At 63.4% G+C, this 24,956-nt stretch carries 26 protein-coding genes; 11 read left to right on the top strand and 15 right to left on the bottom strand.

What is annotated here, in order from left to right:
* Window positions 1-51 precede the first annotated feature (51 nt).
* The 7 genes from H147_RS0102525 (at window position 52) to H147_RS19235 (ending at window position 6,272) form a co-directional block, all read left to right on the top strand.
* A complete protein-coding gene (locus tag H147_RS0102525) occupies window positions 52-1,212 on the top strand; it encodes a M20 aminoacylase family protein (protein ID WP_019953766.1) in 1,161 nt (386 codons plus the stop codon).
* Between the two features lie 49 nt (window positions 1,213-1,261).
* Complete coding sequence (gene speB / locus H147_RS0102520) at window positions 1,262-2,230, top strand: agmatinase (protein WP_019953765.1); 969 nt, start codon at window positions 1,262-1,264, stop codon at window positions 2,228-2,230.
* Window positions 2,230-3,171, top strand: a complete 942-nt coding sequence (gene speB / locus H147_RS0102515) for an agmatinase (RefSeq protein WP_026352186.1) — start codon at window positions 2,230-2,232, stop codon at window positions 3,169-3,171. Before speB (H147_RS0102520) ends, speB (H147_RS0102515) begins: the two co-directional genes overlap by 1 nt.
* On the top strand, window positions 3,168-3,614 hold the full coding sequence (locus H147_RS0102510; RefSeq protein ID WP_019953763.1) for a DUF1499 domain-containing protein: 447 nt from the start codon (window positions 3,168-3,170) through the stop codon (window positions 3,612-3,614). Before speB (H147_RS0102515) ends, H147_RS0102510 begins: the two co-directional genes overlap by 4 nt.
* 18 nt (window positions 3,615-3,632) lie before the next feature.
* Window positions 3,633-4,688, top strand: a complete 1,056-nt coding sequence (gene prfA / locus H147_RS0102505; RefSeq protein ID WP_019953762.1) for a peptide chain release factor 1 — start codon at window positions 3,633-3,635, stop codon at window positions 4,686-4,688.
* A complete protein-coding gene (gene prmC, locus H147_RS0102500; protein ID WP_019953761.1) occupies window positions 4,685-5,518 on the top strand; it encodes a peptide chain release factor N(5)-glutamine methyltransferase in 834 nt (277 codons plus the stop codon). The genes prfA and prmC overlap by 4 nt, the downstream gene beginning before the upstream one ends.
* 211 nt (window positions 5,519-5,729) lie before the next feature.
* Window positions 5,730-6,272, top strand: a complete 543-nt coding sequence (locus H147_RS19235) for a DUF4167 domain-containing protein (protein ID WP_081625812.1) — start codon at window positions 5,730-5,732, stop codon at window positions 6,270-6,272.
* 3 nt (window positions 6,273-6,275) lie between these two features.
* On the opposite strand, the gene rsmA is transcribed toward H147_RS19235, so the two are convergent.
* The 6 genes from rsmA to lptF are packed head-to-tail and all read right to left on the bottom strand — an operon-like array spanning window position 6,276 to window position 13,644.
* Window positions 6,276-7,121 (bottom strand): 16S rRNA (adenine(1518)-N(6)/adenine(1519)-N(6))-dimethyltransferase RsmA, encoded by an 846-nt coding sequence (rsmA, locus tag H147_RS0102490; protein WP_019953758.1) that lies wholly within the window; start codon window positions 7,119-7,121, stop codon window positions 6,276-6,278.
* Window positions 7,118-8,110 (bottom strand): 4-hydroxythreonine-4-phosphate dehydrogenase PdxA, encoded by a 993-nt coding sequence (gene pdxA / locus H147_RS19230; protein WP_019953757.1) that lies wholly within the window; start codon window positions 8,108-8,110, stop codon window positions 7,118-7,120. Before pdxA ends, rsmA begins: the two co-directional genes overlap by 4 nt.
* Window positions 8,107-9,330 (bottom strand): peptidylprolyl isomerase, encoded by a 1,224-nt coding sequence (locus H147_RS0102480; protein WP_019953756.1) that lies wholly within the window; start codon window positions 9,328-9,330, stop codon window positions 8,107-8,109. The genes pdxA and H147_RS0102480 overlap by 4 nt, the downstream gene beginning before the upstream one ends.
* A gap of 17 nt (window positions 9,331-9,347) precedes the next feature.
* A complete protein-coding gene (locus H147_RS0102475) occupies window positions 9,348-11,444 on the bottom strand; it encodes an LPS-assembly protein LptD (RefSeq protein ID WP_019953755.1) in 2,097 nt (698 codons plus the stop codon).
* Window positions 11,444-12,538, bottom strand: coding sequence for an LPS export ABC transporter permease LptG (lptG, locus tag H147_RS0102470; protein WP_019953754.1), 1,095 nt, complete (start codon window positions 12,536-12,538; stop codon window positions 11,444-11,446). Before lptG ends, H147_RS0102475 begins: the two co-directional genes overlap by 1 nt.
* Window positions 12,535-13,644: an LPS export ABC transporter permease LptF gene (gene lptF / locus H147_RS0102465; RefSeq protein ID WP_019953753.1), complete on the bottom strand. Its 1,110-nt coding sequence runs from the start codon at window positions 13,642-13,644 to the stop codon at window positions 12,535-12,537. The genes lptG and lptF overlap by 4 nt, the downstream gene beginning before the upstream one ends.
* A gap of 150 nt (window positions 13,645-13,794) precedes the next feature.
* Here lptF and H147_RS0102460 point away from each other — a divergent pair, with 150 nt between their 5' ends.
* Window positions 13,795-15,264, top strand: a complete 1,470-nt coding sequence (locus H147_RS0102460; protein WP_019953752.1) for a leucyl aminopeptidase — start codon at window positions 13,795-13,797, stop codon at window positions 15,262-15,264.
* Window positions 15,265-15,732, top strand: a complete 468-nt coding sequence (locus H147_RS0102455) for a DNA polymerase III subunit chi (RefSeq protein ID WP_019953751.1) — start codon at window positions 15,265-15,267, stop codon at window positions 15,730-15,732.
* A gap of 120 nt (window positions 15,733-15,852) precedes the next feature.
* Here the strand turns inward: H147_RS0102455 and H147_RS0102450 are convergent, their stop codons facing one another.
* The 4 genes from H147_RS0102450 to H147_RS0102435 are packed head-to-tail and all read right to left on the bottom strand — an operon-like array spanning window position 15,853 to window position 19,017.
* On the bottom strand, window positions 15,853-15,945 hold the full coding sequence (locus H147_RS0102450; RefSeq protein WP_019953750.1) for a hypothetical protein: 93 nt from the start codon (window positions 15,943-15,945) through the stop codon (window positions 15,853-15,855).
* Window positions 15,942-16,520, bottom strand: coding sequence for a retropepsin-like aspartic protease family protein (locus H147_RS0102445; RefSeq protein WP_019953749.1), 579 nt, complete (start codon window positions 16,518-16,520; stop codon window positions 15,942-15,944). The genes H147_RS0102450 and H147_RS0102445 overlap by 4 nt, the downstream gene beginning before the upstream one ends.
* Window positions 16,521-16,537: 17 nt before the next feature.
* Window positions 16,538-17,167 carry a MarC family protein gene (locus tag H147_RS0102440; protein ID WP_019953748.1) on the bottom strand — a complete coding sequence of 210 codons (630 nt, stop codon included), beginning with the start codon at window positions 17,165-17,167 and terminating at the stop codon, window positions 16,538-16,540.
* Window positions 17,164-19,017, bottom strand: coding sequence for an ABC-F family ATP-binding cassette domain-containing protein (locus H147_RS0102435; protein ID WP_019953747.1), 1,854 nt, complete (start codon window positions 19,015-19,017; stop codon window positions 17,164-17,166). The genes H147_RS0102440 and H147_RS0102435 overlap by 4 nt, the downstream gene beginning before the upstream one ends.
* A 137-nt stretch (window positions 19,018-19,154) precedes the next feature.
* Here H147_RS0102435 and ndk point away from each other — a divergent pair, with 137 nt between their 5' ends.
* Complete coding sequence (gene ndk / locus H147_RS0102430) at window positions 19,155-19,577, top strand: nucleoside-diphosphate kinase (protein WP_019953746.1); 423 nt, start codon at window positions 19,155-19,157, stop codon at window positions 19,575-19,577.
* A 40-nt stretch (window positions 19,578-19,617) separates the two neighbouring features.
* Here the strand turns inward: ndk and H147_RS0102425 are convergent, their stop codons facing one another.
* The 5 genes from H147_RS0102425 to H147_RS0102405 form a co-directional block, all read right to left on the bottom strand.
* Window positions 19,618-19,956, bottom strand: coding sequence for a TfoX/Sxy family protein (locus tag H147_RS0102425; RefSeq protein WP_019953745.1), 339 nt, complete (start codon window positions 19,954-19,956; stop codon window positions 19,618-19,620).
* Window positions 19,957-20,260: 304 nt separating this feature from the next.
* Window positions 20,261-22,519: a DEAD/DEAH box helicase gene (locus H147_RS0102420; RefSeq protein WP_026352182.1), complete on the bottom strand. Its 2,259-nt coding sequence runs from the start codon at window positions 22,517-22,519 to the stop codon at window positions 20,261-20,263.
* Between the two features lie 134 nt (window positions 22,520-22,653).
* Window positions 22,654-23,247: an HD domain-containing protein gene (locus tag H147_RS0102415; RefSeq protein ID WP_019953743.1), complete on the bottom strand. Its 594-nt coding sequence runs from the start codon at window positions 23,245-23,247 to the stop codon at window positions 22,654-22,656.
* Window position 23,248: 1 nt separating this feature from the next.
* The gene (locus H147_RS21525; RefSeq protein ID WP_019953742.1) at window positions 23,249-23,596 is read right to left on the bottom strand and encodes a hypothetical protein; all 348 of its coding nucleotides are present in this window, start codon (window positions 23,594-23,596) and stop codon (window positions 23,249-23,251) included.
* A gap of 3 nt (window positions 23,597-23,599) precedes the next feature.
* Window positions 23,600-24,253, bottom strand: coding sequence for an alpha/beta hydrolase (locus H147_RS0102405; protein ID WP_019953741.1), 654 nt, complete (start codon window positions 24,251-24,253; stop codon window positions 23,600-23,602).
* Between the two features lie 168 nt (window positions 24,254-24,421).
* On the opposite strand from H147_RS0102405, the gene iscR reads away from it, so the two are divergent.
* Window positions 24,422-24,883, top strand: coding sequence for a Fe-S cluster assembly transcriptional regulator IscR (gene iscR / locus H147_RS0102400; RefSeq protein ID WP_026352181.1), 462 nt, complete (start codon window positions 24,422-24,424; stop codon window positions 24,881-24,883).
* The last annotated feature ends 73 nt before the right edge of the window (window positions 24,884-24,956 follow it).

The raw sequence follows: 24,956 nt of genomic DNA, 5'->3' as shown, positions 1-24,956 counted from the left end.
TCAACTTGGGATCAACTGAGCCTATTGCGAAGTTACCGAAAGCGCCATCCCATGCCCGTCATCAACCGTATCGCCGATTTCAGCCCCGAGATGACCGGATGGCGCCGTCATCTGCATGCGCATCCCGAATTGCGGTTCGATTGCCATAAAACAGCGGCTTTTGTGGCCGAAAAACTGCGCGACTTCGGGGTCGATGAAATCCACGAGGGAATCGCCACCAGCGGCATCGTCGCCATCATCAACGGGCAGGGTGCGGGGCGCACCATCGGGCTGCGCGCCGATATGGATGCGCTGCCGATGGAGGAGGTGACGGGGCTGGACTATGACTCGACCGTCAAGGGCGCGATGCATGCCTGCGGGCATGACGGGCATACGACCATGCTGCTGGGGGCGGCGAAATATCTGGCCGAGACGCGCAATTTTAGGGGCCGCGTCGCGCTGATTTTCCAGCCTGCCGAGGAATCGGGCGGCGGGGCCGAGGTGATGGTCAACGAAGGCATTCTGGATACGTTCGACGTGGCCGAGGTCTACGCGCTACACAATGCGCCCGGCACGGCCGTGGGTGCGTTCTACACCACCCCCGGCCCGATCATGGCGGCCGTGGATACGTTCCATATCCATGTCCAGGGGCGCGGCGGGCATGGGGCCATGCCGCATGAAACCGCCGATCCGGTCGTGGCCTGCGTGGGGATCGTCAGCGCAATCCAGACCATCGTCAGCCGCAACCATTTCACCTTTGACCAGCTCGTCGTGTCGGTCACGCAGATCCACACCGGCACGGTCGACAACGTGATCCCCGACACGGGCTATATCAACGGCACGGTGCGCACCTTCGATCCCGCGGTGCAGGCGATGGTGAAAACCCGTCTGGCCGAGATCGTGGCGGGGCAGGCCGCGTCTTACGGCGTGACGGCGACGCTTGATTACGAGATCGGCTATCCCGCGACGGTCAATGATGCGGACAAGGCCGCCTTTGCCGCCGCCGTCGCACGCGAAGTGTCGGCCGATGTGGTGGATGACGCCGCCCCCGAGATGGGGGCCGAGGATTTCGCCTATATGCTGAACCAGCGTCCGGGGGCCTATCTGTTTGTCGGCAATGGTGACACGGCAGGGCTGCACCATCCGGCCTATGATTTCGATGACGCGGTGGCCCCTGTGGGCGCGTCGTTCTTTGCCCGCATCGTCGAACGGGCCTTGCCGGTGGCGTCCTAACTCTCAAGCCTCCGGCGGGAGTATTTTTTGAAATAAGAAGGTGTGAAGAATGGCATTGGAAGACGCAAAAGGGCAGGTTGATCTGGCCTTTACACGGGACGACCGGCGCGGGCTAGCCTATGAGAATGCCTTTGGCGGGGCGGTATCGTTTTTGCGGCGCACCTATTCCAAGGACCTGACCAGCGTCGATCTGGCGGTGACGGGCATTCCGTTCGATCAGGCGGTGACCCACCGCCCTGGTGCGCGGTTCGGGCCGCGCGCGATCCGCGAGGCGTCGTGCCTGCAGCCCTATGATCCGCCTTACGGCTGGGACGGGTTCGACCCTTTGTCGGAATTCGCCATCGTGGATTACGGCGACATGCCGTTCGATTACGCATCGGTGGCGGGCGTGCCCGCGCTGGTCGAGGCGCATATCGCGGGCATTCTGGCGGCGGGGGCGGCGAGCGTCACGCTGGGGGGCGATCATTTCATCACCCTGCCGATCCTGCGCGCCTATGCGGCGAAATACGGTGCCCTGTCGGTGATCCAGTTCGATGCGCATTCCGACCTCTGGGCCGACGATGATATGGCACGGATCGATCACGGCACCTTCATGTACAAGGCGGTCAAGCTGGGGTTGGTGGACCCCGCACGCTCGGTCCAGATCGGCATCCGCACGGAATGTGATGATTATCTGGGGATGCGTTACATCGATGCGCGGTCCTGCTACGAACGCGGTGTCGCCGATGTGGTGGCGGAAGCGCGCGGGATCGTGGGCGATCATCCGACTTACGTGACCTTTGACATCGATGCGCTGGACCCGGCCTTTGCGCCCGGCACCGGCACGCCGGTCTGGGGCGGGCTGGCCAGCTGGCAGGCGGCTGCGATGCTGCGCGATCTCGCGGGGATCAATATGGTCGGCGGCGATATCGTCGAAGTCTCGCCCCCCTATGATACCACAGGGGCCACCGCCATCGCTGGGGCGCATGTGGCGATGGAATTGTGCTGTCTGGCGCTTTGGAACAAAAGGAAAAAATGATGCCAAATCAACCGATCAGCGGCAATGATCTGGCGCGGTTTTCGGGGCCGCAGACATTCATGCGCCTGCCGCAGGTAGAGAGTGCGGCAGGCCTTGATGTGGGGTTCATCGGCATTCCGATGGATATCGGCACAAGCTGGCGGTCGGGCACGCGGATGGGGCCGAAACAGCTGCGCGAACAATCCGCGATGATCCGGCCTTACAATATCCAGACCGGGGCGGCGCCATTCGATGCGCTGCAATGCGCCGATCTGGGGGATGTGCCGATCAACACTTTCAGCCTGTCTGACACGATTCGTATCATTACAGAGACTTACGCTGCACACCTTAAGCATGACTTCATCCCGATGACCTTGGGTGGCGATCACACGCTGACCTTGCCTGTGCTGCGGGCTGTCGCGGCCAAACACGGGCCCTTGGCACTGGTCCATGTCGATGCCCATGCCGATGTGAACGACGAGATGTTCGGCGAGCGTGAGACCCATGGGACGGTGTTCCGCCGCGCCTATGAGGAAGGGATCATCACCGCTGACAAGGTGTTCCAGATCGGGCTGCGCGGCACCGGCTATACGGCGGATGATTTCACCGAAGCGGCGGGCTGGGGGTTCAACCAATATCTCGCCCCGCAATTGTGGCACAAATCGCTGACGCCGCTCGCCGCCGAGATCAAGGCGCAGATCGGGGACCAACCCTGTTACATCACCTATGATATCGATTCTCTGGACCCTGCCTATGCGCCCGGCACCGGCACGCCAGAGATTGGAGGGCTGACCACGCCGCAGGCGATGGAACTGATCCGGGGGCTGCGCGGGCTGAACATCGTGGGCTGTGATCTGGTCGAAGTATCGCCGCCCTATGATCCGTCGGGCAATACCGCGCTTACCGGGGCGAACCTGATGTTCGAAATGCTGTCCATTCTACCGGGAGTACCCTACCGATGATGACTATTCTGCTGCGTCTCTTGATCGTGCTTGTTGTTCTTGTGCTCGGCGCGATGGCCTATGTCCGGCTGGCGCCGACCGATGTCGCGCGCTGGCATCAGCTTGGCCCGGTCGATGGGCCTGGCGATGTTGCGGCGCCGGGCGGGTATCGCGCTGTGCGCATGATCACTGCGGACGCGCCACAGGTTCTGGCCGCGATCGAAGCGATCGCGCGGGCCACGCCGCGCACGTCGCTGATTGCGGGCAGCGTTGCCGAGGGGATGATGACCTTTCAGACGCGGTCGCTGGTTTGGGGCTTTCCCGATCATACGACCGTGGCCGTTCAGGACGATCAGCTGGTGATCGACGGACGTTTGCGGTTCGGCGAATCCGATATGGGCGTCAACCGTACGCGCGTGCAGGACTGGCTTGATCAGCTTGGCCCCTTGATTGTTGCGCCCTGATCGGCCAATCGGGGCGCCATGATAGCCGCTGACAAAATCGAACAGATCATCGACCGTTTCCGGTTTCTGGAAGCAAAGATGTCGGACGCTGCCAATGGCGGCGATATTGCGGCCCTTGGCCGTGAATATGCCGAATTGCGCCCCGTTGTGGAAACCGTCACCGCCTACAAGGACCTTCTGGCCCAGATCAGCGACACGCAGGCGCTGTTGAAAGACCCTGAAATGCGCGCGTTGGCCGAAGAGGAACTGCCGGAGCTGAAAGCGGCGCTGGCGGCAAGCGAGCGCGACGTGCAACTGGCGCTGTTGCCCAAAGATGCCGCCGATGCGCGCCCCGCGCTTCTGGAAATCCGCCCCGGTACGGGGGGCGACGAGGCGTCGCTGTTTGCAGCCGATTTGTTGCGGATGTACCAGCGCTATGCCGAAACCCAAGGCTGGCGGTTCGAGATCCTCGAACAAAGCCAGACGGAACTGGGGGGGATCAAGGAGGTCGTGGCGCGGGTCGCAGGCGAAGGCGTGTTTGCGCGGCTGAAATACGAAAGCGGCGTGCATCGCGTCCAGCGCGTGCCCGAAACCGAAAGCGGCGGGCGCATCCATACATCCGCCGCCACCGTCGCCGTGCTGCCAGAGGCGCAGGATGTCGATATCCAGATCAACCCCAATGATCTGCGCATCGACACGATGCGCGCGAGCGGATCGGGCGGCCAGCACGTCAACACCACCGATTCGGCGGTGCGCATCCTGCATATTCCCACCGGCATGATCGTCGTCAGCGCTGAGAAATCCCAGCACCGCAACCGCGAGATCGCGATGCAGGTGCTGAAAACGCGGCTCTTTGATCTGGAACGCCAGCGGATCGACGGCGAACGATCCGCCGACCGCAAGGCGCAGGTGGGCTCTGGCGACCGGTCGGAACGGATCCGCACGTATAATTTCCCGCAAGGGCGGCTGACCGATCACCGGATCAACCTCACGCTTTATTCGCTGGGGCAGGTGATGGCGGGCGATCTGGATGCGATCATCGACGCGCTGCAATCCGAAGCGCAGGCGGCATTGCTGGCCGAGATGGGCGCGTGAGCGGCTTTTTCGCGGGCGGGCGGTTCTGGGACATGACGGCAGCACAAGAGGCGCTGCTCGCGCAGGCTGTCGTCAGACTGACCGCTGCCGGTATCGCCGATGCGCTGAAAGAGGCGCGGATGCTCTGGGTGCATGTCGCCGCGGACGAAGCGGCCTTTGCAGACCTGATCGCCCGTCGTGCCGCGCGTGCGCCGCTGTCGCATCTGCTGGGTTACCGCGATTTCTATGACCACCGCTTTATCGTGACGCCCGATGTGCTCGACCCGCGCCCCGATACCGAATCCATCGTGGCGGCGGCGCTCGAACAGCCTTTTGTCCGTGTCCTTGACCTTGGCACCGGATCGGGCTGCATCCTGCTGTCGCTGCTGGCGGCAGCTGCGCAGGCAGACGGGCTGGGTGTCGATGTTTCCGAGGCCGCATTGCGGGTTGCCGCGCAGAACCGCAGCGTGCTGGGGCTGGATGCGCGCGCCGAATTGCGCCAGTCCGACTGGTTCGGCGCTGTTTCCGGCAGCTTCGATCTGATCGTGTCCAACCCGCCCTATATCGCCGCTGCCGAGCTGGCGAACCTGCAACCAGAGGTGCGCGGGCACGAACCGCATCTGGCGTTGACCGATCAGGCTGACGGGCTGTCCTGTTACCGGATCATCGCGGCGGGCGCGCCTGCGCATCTGGTGCCGGGCGGGCGGCTGATCGTGGAAATCGGACCGACGCAGGCGGCGCAGGTCAAGGCGCTTTTCACGGCTGCGGGTTTCACCGGCCTGCGCGTGATCCCTGACCTTGACGGGCGCGACCGGGGCGTTGCGGGGCGGTGGCCGGGGCCTGCGGCCTGATCGCGGCGGTTCGTCGCAAATCTGGCGGAACATGGCAAATTTGACTTGTCTTGACCGTCCCGGCGTGTTTATTGCTGTGTATCGGATGGGCAAGAGAACACGATCTCTCTCCGGTCAGTCGCCAAAACATTGCAAGGCCACCACATCAAAGACGCGCCGCTGCGCGATACAGCGCCAGCGCAAGGTCAGCCAAAGGCTCGAAAGCATATCAATGAGATCATCCAAGTCACGGTCGCGGAACAAGAACCGCACGCCTCGTCCTTCGGGCGGAAACATCATCAACCGGGTTTTCGAAAGTTCGGGTCCTGATGGCAAGGTGCGCGGCACGCCGCAGCAGATCATTGAAAAATACAACCAGCTGCACCGCGATGCGCAATTGTCCGGCGACCGGGTGAATGCTGAAAACTTCGCCCAGCACGCCGAACATTACACCCGCCTTCTGGCCGAAGCCCAACGCGAGGTCGATCAGCGCCGCGAGGAACTCGAAGCGCAGAACCGCGAACGGCAGGCCGAACGTGACAAGGAACGGCAGGATCGCGTGCAAGCGCAGGAAACCGCCAGCAACACGCAACCGCCCGTCATGGACCGCCCCGATCCGCGCCCTAGCGATGACGAAGGCGATCAAGGCAACGACTCCGGTCTGGTCGAAACGCCCGAGGAAAAGCCGCAACAGCGCGCGCGCAAACCCCGCGCCCCGCGCAAACCGCGCCCCGACAACCGCGACAGCAATACGACACCCGAAGCGGCCGAGTAAGGCCTAGCGCGCGGCTTTCAGGCTGCGCGCCAAGGCACAGAACGCTTCCAGCCCGACCTGTTCGGCGCGTTCGGTCGGCTTGATGCCGACCTCTTGCAAATGATCCTCGATCGCGGGGCTGACGGATTTCAACGCCGAGCGCAGCATCTTGCGCCGCTGGTTGAACGCTGCGGCGACCACCATGTTCAGAACGGCAGGGTCGGCGGGAAACCGTGGCGCGGGCAGGGCGGTCAGATGCACAACCGCCGAATGTACCTTGGGCGGCGGGCTGAACACCTCGGGCGGCAGGTTCATCACGATCTTTGCATCCGCGCGCCATTGCGCCAGCAGCGCAAGCCGCCCGTAGGCCTTGCCACCCGGTTGCGCCACGATCCGTTCCGCGACCTCGCGCTGAAACATCAAGGTCAGGCTGTCCCAGAACGGTGGCCAGACCTGCGGCGTCAACCAGCGCACCAGCAGTTCGGTCCCGACATTATAGGGCAGGTTCGCTGCCACCTTGATCGGGGCTTGCAGATAATCCAGCGGATCAATCGCCAGCGCATCGCCTTCGATCACCTGCAACCGTCCCGGAAAGCGGGCTGCAATCTCGGCCAGGGCAGGCAGGCAGCGGGGGTCTTTCTCGATTGCCAGCACGCGGCGCGCACCTGATGCCAGCAAGCCGCGGGTCAACCCGCCCGGGCCGGGGCCGATCTCCAGCACATCCGCACCGGTCAGATCACCCGCCAGCCGCGCAATACGGGCCGTCAGGTTCAGATCCAGCAGGAAATTCTGCCCCAAAGACTTTTTCGCCGCCAGATCATGCCGCGCAATCACATCGCGCAGCGGTGGCAGGTCATCAATCCCGCTCATGCCATCTTCCGAGCCCAAATATCCCCGCCGGAGGCATCAAGGTTTTTCGCTATCCTCTCGGCCTGTCGCAAGGCCGCGATCATCGACGCAGGGTCCGCCACGCCAAGGCCCGCGATGTCGAAAGCCGTGCCATGATCGGGCGAGGTGCGGATGAACGGCAGGCCCAGCGTGATGTTCACGCCGCCTGCGAAATCAATCGTCTTGATCGGGATCAGGGCTTGGTCGTGATACATGCAGACCGCCACGTCGTATCGCGCGCGGGCGGCGGCATGAAACAGGGTATCGGCGGCATGCGGCCCCGAAATATCCAGCCCTTCGGCGCGCAGCGCGTCCAGTACAGGGCTGATCGTCGCGATCTCCTCGTCCCCCATCTTGCCATCCTCGCCCGCATGGGGGTTCAGCCCAGCCACGGCGATGCGGGGGGCCGAAATGCCGAACTGGCGGCGTAGAGCGGCATGGGTGATCAGGATCGTATCGGTCAGCAAAGATGCCGTCAGCGTTTCCGGCACATCCGCCACCGGGATATGGATCGTCGTGGGCACAACGCGCAGCCCGTCGCAGGCCAGCATCATCACCACGCGGTCCACCCCCGCCAAGGCTGCCAGAAATTCGGTATGCCCCGGATAGGCGAAACCCGCGCCTGCGATCAGCGCGGCCTTGTGGATGGGGGCGGTACACAGCGCGCTGGCCTGACCGCTCCGCACCAGATCGACCCCTGTGGCGATCGCATCGATCACACCTTGCGCATGGGCCGGATCGGGTTGGCCGGGGTGGGCCGGGCCGCCGAAATCGCGTGCCAGTACCGCCATCGCGTCGGGCGTGATCCCGCTCAGCTCGTCGACGATCCGCACGGGCGTGCCTGCGGGCAGATGCGCCGGATCACCGATCCAGACCATCGGCAGATCGTGGCGCAGTGCTGCCCATGCCTTGGCCGCGACTTCCGGCCCGATGCCCGCCGGTTCACCGCAGCTGATCGCGATGGGTTTCATCGCGCCACGATCACCGCCTGGGCGCGCAGATCCTCGACCAGCGCATCGGCAAGCGTTGCTAGGCGCTGCCCGCGGATCTGGTTGCGCACCGTCTCGGGGTTGGCATCCGCAGCACCTTGCGCATTGCGCTGGCACAGCATCAGGAACACAAGCGTCTGGCCGTTGTCGCGCGTCAGGTTGGTGGACACTTCATTGGGGTCAAGCCGGGCGAGTTCCAGCGCGATATCCTCTGGGATCTGGCCGGGGGGCAGGTCTTGACGGTCCAGCACGTCGGCGGGCTGGTTGCGCGCGATGCCATAAAGGTCGTCGCAGGTATCGACGTTGTTGGCCACGTCGCGGGCCGTCTGCAAGGCGGCGTCGCTGCGGCCGCCGGCGATATAATAAGCGGCATAATCAATGCTTGCGGGCGGTGGCGCAGGGCGGACAGCCTCGCGGCGGCCACGCATCTGGAACAGGGCGATCCCGTTGGGGATCATGATCGGTTCGGTGACTTCACCGTTTTTGAGATCAAGGATCACGCTTTGCAATTGTGGCGGATAATTCGAGATCGGCAACCAATCCAGCCGCCCGCCCTGTTCACGCGAGGGCAGCGCCGACACCTGCCGCGCGGCGGCCTCGAAATCGGCAAATGACCGCATCTGCGAAATCTGGGTCGCGGCCTGGCCCGCGCGCTGCGCCATCTCGGGCGGGGCGGCGATGATGATCTCGTTAAGCAATACTTCGATCTCGCTGCGCGCGCTGCCTTGCTGGCCAAGTGCGCGGGCCACATCGGCATCGGTCACGGTGACTTCACGGTTGAACCGCGCGCGCACATATTCGCGCCACGTGACACCGATGCTGACGAAATCGCGCAAGGTGACGGCATCGACCCCGTTCTGCGCAAGCATCTGGTTGAACTGCGCAAGATTCATGTCCGCCCGCCCGGCAAATTCCTCCAGCGCGGCCTCCAGCGCCTCGGGCGGCACGGTCAGTCCGACGCGGTCGATTTCCTGCTGCTTCAGCCGGTCTTCAATGAGCGCCTCGCGGGAGGCCTGCCGCAGATCACCGGGCGTGCCGAACACCTCGAGCAGACGGATACGCTGGTTCAATTCATATTGCGTGATCACGCGTTCGTTGACCGTGATGGCCGGGGCGAACTGGTTCTGTGCGGCGACGGTGCCTGCATGTCCCAGCGTCAAAGCCAACGTCAACAGGGCGGTTATGGTCGAAAATGCACGCATGCGGTCCTCTTATATTGTCACTGCCGGCATTGCGCGGCGGGGCGACCCGCGGATCTCCCGGCAGAAAACCCCGCCAGAGACCCGGTTAGCCCGAAAGTGGTCGTCGGATCAACACTACTGGAAGACGTATAGCGGCGCGAGGCGGAAACCGCGATCGTCACACATTCGTTTTGCCATTCAAAACCGATCCCCGCCTGTACCGGGCGGTCAGCCGCGATGTCATAGCGTGCATCCAGCGACATCTCCCAGGTCTGCGACAGGACAAAGCCCGCATTCAGCGTCCATTCCGAAATGGTGTCGGGCCGGTTTTCGGCCAGATCGCGCGTCTGCCAGATATAGGCGGCCCCCACGTCGATCCAGTCGTTGCGCCAGCGGATACGCCCGTCTGCGCGGGTGGTCTCGATCGTCTCGTCCAGCAAGCCGCGCAATTCAATCAGAAACCCGTCGGGTGTCGTATACTGGCCAGAGACAAGCCAATCCGAGCGCAGCCCGTCCAGCCCTGACGACGGCGTGAATTCGGGCTGCGCTTCGCTGCGATAGATCCGTCCGAAGGTCAGTGAGGATGCGTTGCCTGCCTGTCCCAGCCGGGTCCAGGTCAGCCCGGCGGCAAGCTGGGTGCCGGTCTCGACCGCGTCCTGGCCGGTGAAACGGGTGCGGTCGAACAGGTTCGCATGATCGAATTCGCTGCGTGTGCTGTCTTCGTTGGGCGGGGTGCCGCCATAGACATCCGCCCAGCTTAGCGTGACTGTCGGTTCCAGCAGATGGTTGGCACGCCCCGCCGCATGCCGGACCCAGGGCCACCGCAGCGTTGCCATGGCGCTGGGGACGATGCGCAGATCGGTCCCCGCAAAGGTGCTGTCGTTGCTGACGCTGTAGATGTCACCGCGCAAGCCGCCTTGGGCCGTGGCCACGATGCCGCCGGCAAGGATCCAGTCGCGCCGCCAATCCGCCCTTGCGCCCGCGCGGGTCACATCGCGCCCGGCGTCGCCATCGGTGCTGTCAGGGCGATACGCGGTATCGACGCTGGCCGCATAGCCAAGCGTGCCACCAAAGCGCGGTTGCAGCCGTACCTCATGGCGCGCCTCGCCGATGATCGGCGGCAAGGATGCGTTTGGTTCATCGTCCCGCAGGGTCTGGAAGTAGGAAAACCGTAGTTCGTTCAGGCTGTTGTCGGTCACGCGCACCAGGCTTAGCGTGCTTTCAAGCCTGTCTTTGTCGGCATAGCTGTAATCCAGCAGATAGGCCTTGTCCGACACGGTTTCGACGTTGAAGTTCAGCTGATAGGCATTCGCCAGCCTGAAATTGCCGTTGGCGAACAGATACGACCGGATATCGTCCTGCAAGCTGTCGTCGCTGACCGCGCCGTTGATCCGCACCGATCCGTTGGCAAATGCGCGCCGGAAAAGGATTTCCAGCGTGCGAGTCTGAGGCGAAACATAAGGTGTCAGCGTGACATCGGCATGATCGCCCAAAGTGATGAAATAGGGCAGCTTGATCCCGCTGCCCAGCTGGCTGGTATTGTTCTGGCGCGGGATCAGAAACCCCGTCGCGCGGGCCAGCGTCGGGTCCGGCAGGCGCATCGCGGGCAGCCAGAACACCGGGACACCGCGCACGCGGAAGGTTGCGTTTTCGAAATACAGCTGTTTTTCCAGCGTATCGTGAACGACCCTTTCGGCGCGGATTTCCCACAGGGGCGGACGGTTGCCGCAGACCTGACAGGATGACGCGGTCGTGCGATATAGCTGGAGATAGCGCCCATCCTCCCGGTTGATCTGGTTGGCCGCCAGTTGCAATTGCTGGTCTAGCACCAGCCGCGCGCCCAGCAGGATGCCGTTTTCAAGCCGCGGGTCCAGATCGGCGCTGTCGGCGATCAGAACGCCACCTTCGGCATCCTGCACGACAAGTGGCCCGGTCATGAGAAGCCGGTCACTGGCCCGGTCATAGACGATCTGGCTTGCGCTCAGGCGTGTGCCTTCGAAAAACACGACGACATTGCCGGTGGCGATCAACTGGTCCTCGGCGTTGAGTGTCACGTTGTCGGCGACCAGTGTCGCGGCGGTCTGCGCGCGCAAGACCTGCGGCAACAGCATCAGGATCACAAGCAGCCAGCGCATCAGCCGTCCTCGTTGTGCAGCAGGATGCCCAAGGACAGCGCGATCGCCGCCAGTGGCGGTGCCCAGGCGGCAAGGGCGGCGGGCAATTGCCCGTTCTCGCCCAGAACCTGCGCGAAGTTCCGGATGAAATAGATCACAAAGGCCAGAATGATGGCGGTCATCACCATCAGGCCTGTGCGCCCGCCGCGCTGATGTCGGATCGTGAAACTGGCACCGATCATCACCATGGCCATCAGGAAAAACGGCTGCGCGATCTCGCTGTGCAGCCAGACCAGATGGCGCTGCGCGGAAAACCCCGCCGCCTGCAGCCGCGCGATGAAAGCGGGCAATTCCCAGATCGGGATGGATGACGGTGTGCCGAAACTGTCGCGAATCTCGTCAGGTGTCAGGGTCGATGGAATCCGCAGGGCAGCAGTTTGGATCGCGCCCGCCTCTGGAATGACAGCCGTGCCGAAGGTCCAGGATTTGGCATCCGTCAGCACCCATGCGCCATCCGTCAACACCGCCGATGCGGCATTGACGCGGCGCGCCGGCTCACCGCCGGGTGCAAATGTCATGAAGGTCACATCCGTCAGGACCGTTCCGTCCAGATTGGCCCCCGCGGCGCGGATCACAGTCTGGCCTTCAAGCGATCCTTGCCGCAGCCACAGCCCCGACGACCCGATCGACAAGACCGACGCATTGCCGCGCAGCGCGCCGCCACGGGCCTCGTATTCCTTGGATGTCGCCGCCACGATCGGGTTCAGAATCGCTACAGCGAGGAGTCCGATCAGCAGGGCCACCGCCAGCGGCGCGGAAAGCGCACGCAGCGCCGACCGCCCCGCGGCGCGGGTGACGACAAGTTCGGAGGACCGCGCCAGCCCCAGAAACAGCGCGATGGCCGCAAGGATCATGATCAGCGGCAAAATCTCGTAGATGGCTTGCGGAATGTTCAGCAGGGTCAGCGCGAAAAGATCGCGGAACCGGGCCTCGGCTGTCGCATAGCGGCGCAATTGCTCGACCAGATCCAGAAATACCATGATCAGCAAAAAGATTGTCAGCACCCCCAGAAAGGTCATCAGGAAACGCCGGGCGAAATAGCGGTGCAGGATCATGCCGGTGCCTCGGCGCTGATGCGGCGTTTGAACAGATAGGGCCGACCGGCCCAGACCAGCAGGAACCACACGATGGCAAGCCCGCCGATCCCCGGCAGATAGGTCAGGAACCAGAGCCGTGCATCGGCCCGTGCCGCGTTGAGCCCTGCGGTCTCCAGCGCCTTGACGACGACGATCAGGGCAATTGCCACCACGATCTGCCGCCAGACGCCAAAGCGGCTGTAGCTGCCCACCATCAGCGTCGCAAAGCCGATCAGCGCGGCGACCGTTCCCAGCAAGGATTGGCTGAACCTGTCATGCCCGTCCGCGATCATGCGGGCGGCGGATGTGCCGGTTTCGGCGACCAGTTCCGGTGTCGGATGCAAGAGCGCCCAGGTTGACAGATGTGATGCGCGCCGCCCGCCGGGTCCGGTCGCAGGGATCAATTCCCCGATATTATACGAAAAATCGGCAAACTGCGTGGTGAACAGCCGCTGGTCGGACAGGCGCAACGTCTGCACCATGCCGTCGATCATCACAAGCTGGGTTTCGTCGCCGTCACGCACCAGAAACGCGCGCGACGCGGTATAGGTGACCTGATCCTCTGGGCTGCGGGTGTCCGACAGGAAGATGTCGTACAGCTCGCCCCCGGGTGTGACGTCGCGGATATAGAAGGTGACGCCGGAAATCGGCTCGATGAAGGTGCCGGGCGTCAACAGGCGGGCCGTGACGTTGCGCGCGATCTCTGACTGGCGCAGGGCCAGTTGCGCCGAGCTCATCGGCACCAGCACATGCATGAGCAAAGACATCAGCACCGCGACGATCAGCCCGAAATACAGCACCGGCCGCGCCAGCCGGAACAGCGAATACCCTGTCGCCTGCATCACGACCAGTTCGCTGTCTGTGGTCATCCGGTTGGTGACATAGACCGCCGCCGCAAAGGCCGCCAGCGGCAGCGCCAGCCGGATCACCGCAGGCAGGGTCAAGGCGGTGAATTCCAGAAACACGCCCGCCGACTGGCCATCCGCAATCAGCTGGTCGAACAGCACGACCGCGCGGTTGATCCAGTAGACCAGCACGAGCACCAGACTGAAAAAGCCGAACAGCGCCATGAGCTGCGACAGCATATATCTGTCAATTCGTGCCAAGTGGTTGGTCCTTTGCGCCGCCGTTGCGGCAAACTAGCCTAAGGCGGAACCGGATTGAACAGCTAACTGGTCATTGTCGGATGCGCGGGCTACGTATCGCCTAACATTCGATGACTGACAGGAGACGCCATGCCGACCCCCGCAGAAATACGCTTTATCGACACCGACCTCGACCAGATCGCCGTGACCACCGGCAAGATCGCCGTCTTCGTCGACATGGATGGGCGGATGGATGCCGCCGGGCGCAAGCTGAACAGCCTCAGCCGCAAGGCGGTGGAACGGCTGGTGGCCACCGATGCATTCGAAAGGATGTCCGTCGGCGATCTGATGACGATCGGCTATCCGGCCGGGCTGGCGGCCGACGCTGTCTGCGTGGTCAAACTGGGACGCCGTCCGTCAGTCGCCGAGGCGCGCAAGGCCGGCGCGCAATTGGCGAAGGCGCAAAATGGGCATGACTTGCTGGTGCTGGCGGGCACGTCGCCGCGCGCGGCGGATATCGCGCTCGGGCTGGCGCTGCGCGGCTATCATTTCGACACGCACAAGACCGGCGAAAAACCCGCCCCCGGCAAAGTCGGCTTCATGGTCGCCGATCCTGAAACCGTGGCCAAGGCTGCCGCCCCGATGGCCGCGGTCGCCGAAGGCGTGTTTTTCACCCGCGATCTGACCAACGAACCCGCCAACGTGTTGACGACCGATGATTTTGCCGCACGGCTGGCAGCGATGCAGGATCTTGGTCTCGATGTCGAGATTCTGGAGGAATCGGAACTCGCCAAACTGGGGATGCGCACGCTTCTTGCGGTGGGGCAGGGGTCGGACAGCCCGTCCAAGGTCGTCGTGATGTCGTGGAACGGGGGCAAGACGGGCGACGCGCCGTTTGCGCTGGTGGGCAAAGGCGTGGTGTTCGATACCGGCGGGATCAGCATCAAACCCGCCGCTGGAATGGAAAAGATGACGATGGACATGGGCGGCGCGGGTGTCGTTGCAGGCGTGATGCGTGCGCTGGCGCTGCGCAAGGCCAAGGCCAATGTCGTCGGCGTCGTGGGATTGGTGGAAAACATGCCGTCCGGCTCCGCCTCGCGCCCGGGTGATGTGCTGCGGTCGATGAAGGGCGACACCGTCGAGATCATCAGCACCGATGCCGAAGGGCGGATGGTGCTGGCCGATGTGCTCTGGTACACGCAGGAACGGTTCAAACCCTGCGGCATGATCGATCTGGCGACGCTGACCGGGGCGATCCTGATCGCCTTGGGCCACGAGAATGCGGGGCTGTTCTCGAACGATGACGCGCTGTGCGGCCAGTTTCTCAAGGCGGCGCAAGCCGAAGGCGAAGGCGCGTGGCGGATGCCGCTTGGCAAACCCTATGACGCGCTGATCAAGTCGAAGATCGCCGACATCAAGAACACGGGGGGCCGGACCGCGGGGTCGATCACGGCTGCGCAATTCCTGCAACGTTTCGTCAAGGACGACGTGCCGTGGTGTCATCTCGACATCGCGGGTGTGGCGCATGTCGACGGCGAAACCGGCCTGGCCCCGGCGGGTGCGACCGGCTGGGGCGTCATGGCTCTGAACCGACTGATCGCCGACAATTACGAGGGGTAGATGGGCGCGGTTTTCTTTTACGAATTGCAGGGCGCCCCGCTCGAGACGACCTTGCCCATGCTCTTGGACAAGGCGCGTGGACAGGGTTGGCGGGTGCTGGTGCGCGGCTCCGATCCGGCCTTGTTGGCGCGGCTGGATGACGCGCTTTGGCACGGACCCGTCGATGCTTTCCTGCCGCACGGGATGGCGGGCGGCCCGCATGATGCCGACCAGCCGATCCTGCTGGGCGATGTGCCTGCGGACGGTTTCGCCTGCGTGATGGCCGTGGGGGGGGCTGCGGTGACTGCCGAGGAGGCATCGCTTCTTGCCCGCGCCTGCATCCTGTTCGACAGCGCCGACAGCGCCAAGGCGCAGGCGCGCGTACAGTGGAAAAGCCTGACGGACGCAGGCATCGCCGCGCAATATTGGGCGCAGGAGGACGGGCGCTGGGTCAAGAAGGCGGAACGTGACGCGCGCGGCGGAGCCTGAACAGGGGCGCTGCCCCTCGCCCCTGACCGGGGCTCACCCCGGAGTGCTTCTGGAAATAAGAAGACGGGGTCTTTTCCCATCTTCCGAGCGCAAATATCCCCGCCGGAGGCCTGAAAGTCTTTAAAACGGAAAGCTCGAATCGAAATCGGTGGGCAGCTGTGGCGCGGGAGTACAGGCGGCCAGCAGCAGGATCAGGATCAGCGCGCGGATCATCGTGTCAGCACCATCGTGTCATTCGCAATCTCGATCCGCGTGTAAAGGCCAAGATAGGACATGCCAAGCAGACTTTCCTCCATCTCGCCGCCGTTGACGACAGCTTGCACGGGGCCGTCGGTGATCCCGCCCAGCGTCATGCGGTCCAGCGTGACGGGGGCCGTGCGCACCATGCCGTTGGCGGTGGCCGCAAGGCCGGAATAGGTCAGGCTTTCAAGGTCGATACCGACACGCTGCGCGTCACGCTCGGACAGGACGACATGGCTGGCACCGGTATCCACCACGAAGCGGACAGGCGTATCGTTTACGGCGATGTCCACAAAGTAATGCCCGCCCTGTCCCCGCGGCATCGCGATGCTGCCATCGGCCATCGCCGTCTGGCGCGGATTGACGGTCTGGCTGATATCCCCCCACAGCCCGTAGGCCCCGATCACACCGACAAAGATCAGTGCCCAGATGGCGGCCTGTTGCGCCATCTTGCCCAGATTGTTGCGCCCCGCGACGATAGCCGATCCGCCGATGGCGGCCCCGAGCAGCACGAGATAGGTCAGTTGCATGATCTGGTCAGTGGTCATACCGCTTTATATAGCGCTTATCCGCCGATTCCAAAGCCCCGGAGGCCATCCAGGACGAATTGCACCGCCAAGGCGGCGAGCAGCATGCCCAGTACGCGTGTCACGATGTTCAGCCCGGTCTTGCCCAGGGCGCGTTCGATCGTGGGGGCCACCAGAAAGGCCAGAAAGGTGATCAGCAGCACCGCCATCAGCACACCCGCAATCGCGCCGAAATCGGCGGCGGATGTGGCGTTGCCTGCCAGCAGGATGATCGTCGTGATCGCCCCCGGCCCCACGATCAGCGGCAGCGCCAGCGGAAAGACAGACGGGTCGTCCTGATGTTCGGCCTGACCTTCGGCGGCATTATCCGCACGCCGGGCCTGTCGCCGCTGGAACAGCATGTCGAGGGCGGTCAGGAACAACAGGATCCCGCCCGCGATGCGGAATGCATCCATCGAAATGCCGATAAAGCCCAGCACCGCCTCGCCCACGAACAAAAACAGGATCATCAGCACGCCCGCGACGATGCAGGCGCGCACCGCGATGGAACGTCGATGTTCCGCTGTCATGCCTTGCGTCAAGGCAATGAACACCGGCACCAGACCGGGCGGGTCCAGAATGATGAACATCGTCGTGAAGGCGGCGATGATGGCGGGCAGTTCGGTCATGCTTTTTCCGCCTTTTCAAGCTTTTCAAGCGAGGCCATCCACATCGCCTCGGCGCGGTTCAGCCCGTCCATGACTTCGGCATATTTCTTGTTCCAGGTCGCAAGCTCTCCGGCCTTGGTATCCTCATAAAGGGCGGGGTCGGCCAGTTTCTTGGCCAGCTTGTCGCGCATATCGTTGATCTTGGTCACGCGCTCTTCGTTTTTGCGCACATCGGCCCGTAGGGCGAGGATTTCGTCGCGCGTGGGTTTGGGTGCGGTTTTGGCCTTGGGCTTGTCTTTCTCGGACGGCTTGTCCGGCGTCAGCAGCAGGCGGCGATAGGCCTCCAGATCGTCGTCATAAGAGGTGACATGGCCGTCCTTGACCAGCCACAGCCGGTCCGCGACCATCGACAAAAGATGCATGTCGTGGCTGACAAGGATCACAGCGCCCGAATAGGCGGTCAGTGCCTCGACCAGCGCTTCACGGCTTTCGATATCAAGGTGGTTGGTCGGCTCATCCAAGATCAGCAGATGCGGGGCGGGCAGGGTGGCCAGCAGCAGCGACAATCGCGCCTTTTGTCCACCCGACAGGCGCCCCACCTCGGTTTCGGCTTGGTCAGCACCCAGCCCGAACCCTGCCAGACGGGCACGCAGGCGGGCCTGCCCTTCGCTGGCGCGTTCGCGCATCAGGTGCTGCAGGGGCGTTTCATCAACGTAGAGCTCGTCGACCTGATGCTGGGCAAAGAACCCGATGCGCAGCTTGTTCGACGTCACCATCTTGCCGCGCGCAACGTCCAAGCGGCCTGACAGCATCTTGGACAGGGTCGATTTGCCTTCGCCGTTGCGGCCAAGCAAGGCGATGCGGTCGTCCTGATCGATGCGCAGGTTCAGGTCGTGCAAAACGATATGGTTGCCATAGCCCACGGCGGCGGCTTCGGTCGCGATGATCGGGGGCGACAGTTCTTCGGGCTCGGGAAAGGTGAAGACGGTGCGCGCGGCGTCTTCGGGCGCGCGGATCGTTTCCATCTTTTCGAGCATCTTGACGCGGGATTGTGCCTGTTTGGCCTTCGATGCCTTGGCCTTGAACCGGTCGACAAAGGCTTGCAGATGCGCGCGCTTGGCGTCCTGTTTCTTGGCGGCCGAGGCCATCAGCGCGCGTTTCTCGGCGCGCTGTTTGGCGAACATGTCATAGGTGCCGGTGTAATAGATCAGCCCCTTGTCTTCCAGATGCAGGATGCCGCCGACGGACCGGTTCAAAAGCTCGCGGTCGTGGCTGACGATCAGCACGGTATGGGGGTATTTGACGAGATAGGCTTCAAGCCAGAGCGCGCCTTCAAGGTCGAGATAGTTGGTCGGTTCGTCCAACAACAGCAGATCGGGTTCGCTGAACAGCACGGCCGCCAAGGCGACCCGCATCCGCCAGCCGCCAGAGAAGGCCGAACAGGGCATCTGCTGTTCTTCGTGCGTGAACCCCAGACCTTTCAGGATCGTCGCGGCGCGGGCTTCGGCGGACCAAGCGTCGATATCGGCGAGCCGCGTCTGCACCTCGGCGATGCGGGCGGGGTCGGTGGCGGTTTCAGCCTCGGCCAAAAGCGCCTCGCGTTCCTGATCGGCCCGCAGCACGGTGTCGATCAGCGACACCTCGTTGCCGGGGACCTCTTGGGACACGCCGCCGATCTTCCAGCCTTTGGGAATGCTGACGCTGCCGGTGTCGAGCACCATTTCGCCGCGGATGATGCGGAACAGGGTCGTCTTGCCAGACCCGTTGCGGCCCACAAGGCCGACCTTGTGGCCGGTGGGAATTGTCACGGTCGCGTTTTCGACCAGCGTGCGGCCTTCGACGGAATAGGTCAGATCGGAGATTTTCAACATGAGGCTGCCTTGCCCGATCCCAAGGGCCGGGTCAATCGGGGGAAATGATCTATCGCTGCGGATGCAGCCCTTTTCATGCCAATGCGTGCATGCTAGGGGGCACGCAGTTCAACCCAAACCATGAAAGACCCTGAAAAATGGCGATCCAGCGCACATTCTCGATTATCAAACCCGATGCGACCAAGCGCAACCTGACCGGCGCGATTGTCGCCAAATTCGAAGAGGCCGGCCTGCGCGTCGTCGCGTCCAAGCGCATTCACCTGACGCTGGCACAGGCGCAGCAATTCTATGGCGTCCACAAGGACCGTCCGTTCTTTGGCGAGCTGTGCGAATTCATGATTTCCGAACCCATTGTCGTGCAGGTGCTGGAAGGCGAAGACGCCATCGCGAAAAACCGCGAAGTGATGGGTGCCACCAACCCCGCAGACGCAGCCCCCGGCACGATCCGCAAGGAATTCGCGCTGTCGATCGGTGAAAACTCGGTCCACGGGTCGGATGCGCCTGAAACGGCTGCCGAAGAAATCGCCTTCTTCTTCTCGGGTCTCGAACTCGTCGGCTAAGACAGCGTCGGGGTGAACCCCGACCGACGGGCCGTCCGCATCACGCGGGCGGCCTTTTCCGTGGAATGACGCCGATCTGGTCGAGGATGCGTTCCATCTCGCTGTGGCCGGTGTCATGATAGCGGGCTTTCAGCGCGTCGAACTGGGCGCGCAGCGCGTCTTTTTCAGCGCCTTTGCAATCGTTCCACGGTCTGCCTTGCAGCGCCATGTGCAGCACGTAATAGCCAATGAAATGCGGGCGTTCGCCGGTGGCGAGCAGGCGTGCATAGGCGGCATCGGCACCCAGCGCATAAAGCGTTTCGGCATCCATGATGCCAGCCGCACGCAAGGACCCCGCCACAGCGGGACCGATATTGCGGATTGTTTCAAGCGCGGTCATGGGGGTGACATTACCGCGCTTTGATCCAAAATCCAGCCGGATAGTCCGGTCTCAGATACTGGCGAAATCCGTGAACACAGGCTTTTGCGGAGAGGCTGGCATTTGAGCCGTCATCTGCGCGGGGGACTGGGTTGCGGGTGTCTGCGACGTTTGCCCCATCTGCGTGGGTTATGGCGTCTGACCGGGTTGGGGTGTGGACATGGGATGGCCCTGATTGCTGCTCGTTTCTGCTTTTACAGGCGGATTGATGATTTGCACCAGCCCGCCTGACCCAGCGTCACCAAGACGTGACAATTTTGTAACGTCAGGGCTTGCCGCGTTTGGGCGCGCCTGCGCCGCCTTTGCCTGCAGGTTTGCGCGGCTTGGCGGCGCCACCGGGGGGCGTGAACCGCTTGGACGTGTCTGTCGCGGATGGGCGGGGTTTGTCACCGGGCTTGGCAAAGGACGGCTTGCCGGGCCGGGCGAAACCGCCTGGCTTTTTGTCGTCCGACTTGCCTTTCCACGCGGGTTTGCCGTCAGGCTTGGAGTCGGATTTGCCTTTCCAAGCAGGTTTGTCGTCCGATTTCCCCTTGTAAGCGGGTTTGCCGTCCGCCTTTCCCTTATAGGCGGGTTTGTCGTCCGACTTGCCTTTGTAAGGGGGCTTGCTGTCGGATTTGCCTTTCCACGCGGGCTTGTCGTCGGATTTGCCCTTGTAGGGCGGTTTATCGGACTTGCCTTTGTAGGCGGGTTTTGCCCCGTAAGGCACCAGCGCATCGCCGTGATCGCGGCGTTCGGGTTTCTGGCCGGGCTTGTGGCGCGGTTTGCGGGCCTGATCGTCGTCCGCCGCACCGGGGATCGGCTGGATCGGGGCGACATCGGCCTGCGCGGACGGCGGCGGCGCATCCTGATCGCGGGGCGCGTGGCGTTTCGGTTTGGGGCTGTCGTAATCGCGTTTGGTCGCGCGCGGGCCGCGTTCGCCGATCTGCGGCGCGCTGTCCAACGCCGACAGTTTCGCCTGATTTTCCAGCACCATATCGGGGCCGATGGCGGCAAGGAAACCGGCGACGGCGGGTTCTGAGATTTCGACGAAAGTTTCATTCGGCTGGATACGGATCGCGCCGATTTCGGTCTTTGTGATGCCACCGGCCTTGCAGATCATCGGCAAAAGCCAGCGCGCTTCGGCCTTGCCTTCGCGGCCCACATCGACGCGGAACCAGCGCGACGGGCCAAAGGATTTATGGTCGCGCATGGGCCGGTCTTTTTCGCGGTCAGGCGCTGCGGGGCCGTCCTTGTAATCGGACAGTTCCTCTGGTGCGGACTGCTTGCCTGCGTAAAGGCGCAGATAGGCTGCGGCGATCTTTTCCGGCGCGTGCTGGGCCAGCAGGCGGGTTGCAAAGTCCTGTTCGCTGTCGGTAAAGCTTTCCGACCAGACCTGATCATTCAGCAGCCGTTCTTCGTCTTTTGCGGTGACTTCATCGGCGGTGGGCGGCAGCGCCCATGTCGCCTGCAGCTTGCCCCATGTCAGCAGGTTCTGTGCGCGCCGTTTCATTTTCGCAGGCACGATCATCGCCGAAATGCCCTTGCGGCCCGCACGACCCGTGCGGCCCGAGCGGTGCAGCAGGGTTTCGGCATTGGTCGGCAATTCGGCGTGGATCACCAGTTCAAGGTTCGGCAGGTCGATGCCGCGCGCGGCAACGTCCGTGGCGACACAAACCCGCGCACGCCCGTCGCGCATGGCTTGCAGGGCGTGCGTGCGTTCGGTCTGGCTGAGTTCACCCGACAAGGCGACGGTAGCAAAGCCGCGATTGGCCAGACGTGTGGTCAGGCGGGTGACCATGGCGCGGGTATTGGCGAAAACGATCGCATTGGGCGCATCGTAGAACCGCAGCACGTTGATGATGGCCGCGTCGATATCGTGGTTGGCGACCGTCAGCGCGCGGTATTCGATATCGCTGTGCTGGCTTTCCTTGGAGGTCGAAGCCACGCGCACCGCGTCTTTTTGATAGGATTGCGCGAGTTTGGCGATGGCCGCAGGCACGGTGGCCGAGAACATCAACGTGCGGCGCGAGGGTGGCGCCTGATCGAGGATGAATTCGAGGTCTTCGCGGAAACCGAGGTCGAGCATCTCGTCGGCCTCGTCGAGGATCACGGCCTTGATGTCGGACAAATCGATCGTGCTGCGCATGATATGGTCGCGCAGGCGGCCCGGCGTTGCGACCACGATCTGCGCGCCGCGTTCCAGGCTGCGCCGTTCGTCGCGGAAGTCCATGCCGCCGACGCAGGAGGCCAGCGTCGCGCCGGTGCCTGCATAAAGCCACTGCAATTCGCGTTTGACCTGCAACGCGAGTTCGCGCGTCGGCGCGATGACGAGCGCGAGGGGCCGACCGGCGGGGCCGAACATCCCGTCCTCGGGCAGGATCGTCGGGCCGATGGCGAGGCCAAAGCCCACCGTCTTGCCCGATCCGGTCTGCGCCGAGACCAGCAGATCCTGATCGGCAAGTGCCGCATCCGTCACGGCCACCTGCACGGGTGTGAGGTCGGTATAGCCTTGGGCGGACAGTGCGGCAGCAAGGGTCGGGATCATCGTCGTCATCAATCGGGTGCTTTCTCGGGCTTCTCTAAACCCCGCGCCCTACGCCTGCTGGCCCTGTTTGTATAGAGGCAATGGCGATTTGTTGCAGGATCGCGCCGGGGCCAGCCCCGGACCCCGGGATATTTCTACTCGGAAGATGAGGCCCGTGCCGCGAACCAGGCATCGATCCGATGCCTGAGTGCGGACCAGAGAGCGGGCGCGCCCCGCGCGACCTTGGCGCCGACGCGGGTTTCAAGCTGGGCAGCGGTGACGCCGTAGGCGGGCCAGGTGCCGCCGCCGGTTTCGAGATTGGCGATGACCGGCTGTACGCGGTCGATGGATTTGGCAAAGATCGCGTCGGGGGTTTCTGCCGCTTCGAATTCGTCCCAGAGCGCGCGGAAGCTCTGCGCCTGATCGGGCGGCAGCAGGCCAAAAATGCGGGTGGCGGCGGCCTGTTCAATGGCGGCTTGGGCTGCGGCATCCTGCGCGCCGTGGATGGGAGCATCGCCTGCGTCTATCTCGACCAGATCATGGATCAGCAGCATCCGGATCACGCGGTCGATGTTGACGCCCTCTTGCGCCTGTTCGCCCAGCACCAGCGCGTAAAGCGCGATGTGCCAGCTGTGTTCGCCACTGTTTTCACAGCGTGATCCGTCGCAAAGCGTCGTCGCGCGCAGGATTGATTTCAGCTTGCAGGCCTCTGTCAGAAAGGCGAGCTGTGCTGCAATCCGGTCGGACATTTCAGCGTTTCACGCGGCGGGGCGCGTTGCTGGGTGCCGTGTCTGCCGGCGGTGCCGGTTCTGCGACGGGTTCCTCCATCACGGGATCGGCGGCGGTGATCTCATCCTCTGACGGGGCGGCGGGTCTGGCCATTCCGCGCGCTGCGCGGTCTGCGAGCAGGGTGCGCGCCCGCGCCTCGGCGCGGCGGACACGCACGGCGGTCAGATAGGTTTCCTGCAAGATCTGCGAGGAGGCCCCCAGAAGCTCTCCGATCTGGTCCACGATCGCGATATCGCCTGTGCGGGCCTGATCGGCGAGTGCCAGATCGGCCAGTTCGTTGGCGACCTTGTCGACATAGGCGTCGGCCATATCCTACCTCGTGTTTTCGGTCAGGCGGCGCCGGACATAGGTTTTCACCGTGTCGATCATCGGCTCCATATGCGGATCTTCGAAGAAATGGCCTGCACCGGGGACTTCGTCATGGGTGATGGTGATGCCCTTTTGTTCGTGCAGCTTGTTGACCAGATTGACCGTATCCTGCGGCGGTGCCACGCGGTCGCTGCTGCCGTTGATCACAAGGCCAGAGGCCGGGCAGGGCGCCAGAAAGCTGAAATCATACATATTGGCGGGCGGGCTGACCGAGATGAAGCCGGTGATTTCCGGCCGCCGCATCAGCAATTGCATCCCGATCCACGCGCCAAATGAGAAACCGGCGACCCAGCAATGCTTGGCGTTGCTGTTCATCGATTGCAGGTAATCCAGCGCCGAGGCCGCATCGGAAAGCTCGCCCACGCCTTGGTCGTATTCGCCCTGGCTGCGCCCGACACCGCGGAAATTGAACCGCAGGACGGTGAACCCGAGGTTGTAGAAGGCGTAATGCAGGTTATAGACCACGCGGTTGTTCATCGTCCCGCCGAATTGCGGATGCGGATGCAGGACGATGGCGATCGGCGCGTCACGGTCCTTTTGCGGATGATAGCGCCCTTCGAGGCGCCCTTCGGGTCCGGGGAAAATGACTTCGGGCATGGCGGTGTTCCGTCGCTGGTTGGGTGACGACAGTAATCTTGACGAAAACTATCGGGCACCTTAGAAGGATTCTAAACTATGGGAATTCCCCAAGTCTGGCTCACGGTGAAGTAATGACGCAGCCGTGCGCCGTCAATGTATTTGCTGGATCGGACGGGGCGCGCAGGCATGAAGTTAAGCACGAAAGGCCGTTATGCGATGGTGGCGCTGGCTGATCTTGCCTTGCAGCCCGCCGATGCGCTGGTCAACCTGACCGAGATTTCGCGGCGGCAGGATATCTCCTTGCCCTATCTGGAGCAGTTGTTCGTCAAGCTGCGCCGGGCGGGTCTGGTCGATTCCGTGCGGGGGCCTGGGGGCGGGTACAGGCTCGCGCGGCCTGCCTCCGAAATCCGCGTGGCGGAAATCCTCGGTGCGGTGGATGAGACCGTGTCGGCCATGCACAAGGGCGCCGGTGCCTCGGGCGGGGCGTCGGGCAGCCGCGCGCAATCGCTGACCAATCGGCTTTGGGAAGGGTTGAGCGCGCATGTCTATGTGTTCCTGCATCAGGCGCGCCTGTCGGATGTGGTGAGCAATTCGCTTGCCCCTTGCCCTGCTGTGCCTGCCTTGTTCGAGATCGTCGATGAGGATTGAGCGCTGCAGGGAGGCCAGCCCCCGCCCCGGATATGATCCGGCTCTCCCCCGGGATAACTGGGCTCGAACGATG

Origin of the sequence: Yoonia vestfoldensis DSM 16212, from assembly GCF_000382265.1 — a bacterium.
Taxonomy (GTDB): Bacteria; Pseudomonadota; Alphaproteobacteria; order Rhodobacterales; family Rhodobacteraceae; genus Yoonia; species Yoonia vestfoldensis.
This window is presented reverse-complemented; position numbering and strand designations above follow the sequence as displayed.

Excerpts from the sequence above, each read along its gene's own strand:
- H147_RS0102525 (WP_019953766.1), top strand. The coding sequence starts at position 52 with ATGCCCGTCATCAACCGTATCGCCGATTTCAGCCCCGAGATGACCGGA.
- speB (WP_019953765.1), top strand. The coding sequence starts at position 1,262 with ATGGCATTGGAAGACGCAAAAGGGCAGGTTGATCTGGCCTTTACACGG.
- speB (WP_026352186.1), top strand. The coding sequence starts at position 2,230 with ATGCCAAATCAACCGATCAGCGGCAATGATCTGGCGCGGTTTTCGGGG.
- H147_RS0102510 (WP_019953763.1), top strand. The coding sequence starts at position 3,168 with ATGATGACTATTCTGCTGCGTCTCTTGATCGTGCTTGTTGTTCTTGTG.
- prfA (WP_019953762.1), top strand. The coding sequence starts at position 3,633 with ATGATAGCCGCTGACAAAATCGAACAGATCATCGACCGTTTCCGGTTT.
- H147_RS19235 (WP_081625812.1), top strand. The coding sequence starts at position 5,730 with ATGAGATCATCCAAGTCACGGTCGCGGAACAAGAACCGCACGCCTCGT.
- rsmA (WP_019953758.1), bottom strand. The coding sequence starts at position 7,121 with ATGAGCGGGATTGATGACCTGCCACCGCTGCGCGATGTGATTGCGCGG.
- pdxA (WP_019953757.1), bottom strand. The coding sequence starts at position 8,110 with ATGAAACCCATCGCGATCAGCTGCGGTGAACCGGCGGGCATCGGGCCG.
- H147_RS0102480 (WP_019953756.1), bottom strand. The coding sequence starts at position 9,330 with ATGCGTGCATTTTCGACCATAACCGCCCTGTTGACGTTGGCTTTGACG.
- H147_RS0102475 (WP_019953755.1), bottom strand. The coding sequence starts at position 11,444 with ATGCGCTGGCTGCTTGTGATCCTGATGCTGTTGCCGCAGGTCTTGCGC.
- lptG (WP_019953754.1), bottom strand. The coding sequence starts at position 12,538 with ATGATCCTGCACCGCTATTTCGCCCGGCGTTTCCTGATGACCTTTCTG.
- lptF (WP_019953753.1), bottom strand. The coding sequence starts at position 13,644 with ATGCTGTCGCAGCTCATGGCGCTGTTCGGCTTTTTCAGTCTGGTGCTC.
- H147_RS0102460 (WP_019953752.1), top strand. The coding sequence starts at position 13,795 with ATGCCGACCCCCGCAGAAATACGCTTTATCGACACCGACCTCGACCAG.
- H147_RS0102455 (WP_019953751.1), top strand. The coding sequence starts at position 15,265 with ATGGGCGCGGTTTTCTTTTACGAATTGCAGGGCGCCCCGCTCGAGACG.
- H147_RS0102450 (WP_019953750.1), bottom strand. The coding sequence starts at position 15,945 with ATGATCCGCGCGCTGATCCTGATCCTGCTGCTGGCCGCCTGTACTCCC.
- H147_RS0102445 (WP_019953749.1), bottom strand. The coding sequence starts at position 16,520 with ATGACCACTGACCAGATCATGCAACTGACCTATCTCGTGCTGCTCGGG.
- H147_RS0102440 (WP_019953748.1), bottom strand. The coding sequence starts at position 17,167 with ATGACCGAACTGCCCGCCATCATCGCCGCCTTCACGACGATGTTCATC.
- H147_RS0102435 (WP_019953747.1), bottom strand. The coding sequence starts at position 19,017 with ATGTTGAAAATCTCCGATCTGACCTATTCCGTCGAAGGCCGCACGCTG.
- ndk (WP_019953746.1), top strand. The coding sequence starts at position 19,155 with ATGGCGATCCAGCGCACATTCTCGATTATCAAACCCGATGCGACCAAG.
- H147_RS0102425 (WP_019953745.1), bottom strand. The coding sequence starts at position 19,956 with ATGACCGCGCTTGAAACAATCCGCAATATCGGTCCCGCTGTGGCGGGG.
- H147_RS0102420 (WP_026352182.1), bottom strand. The coding sequence starts at position 22,519 with ATGATCCCGACCCTTGCTGCCGCACTGTCCGCCCAAGGCTATACCGAC.
- H147_RS0102415 (WP_019953743.1), bottom strand. The coding sequence starts at position 23,247 with ATGTCCGACCGGATTGCAGCACAGCTCGCCTTTCTGACAGAGGCCTGC.
- H147_RS21525 (WP_019953742.1), bottom strand. The coding sequence starts at position 23,596 with ATGGCCGACGCCTATGTCGACAAGGTCGCCAACGAACTGGCCGATCTG.
- H147_RS0102405 (WP_019953741.1), bottom strand. The coding sequence starts at position 24,253 with ATGCCCGAAGTCATTTTCCCCGGACCCGAAGGGCGCCTCGAAGGGCGC.
- iscR (WP_026352181.1), top strand. The coding sequence starts at position 24,422 with ATGAAGTTAAGCACGAAAGGCCGTTATGCGATGGTGGCGCTGGCTGAT.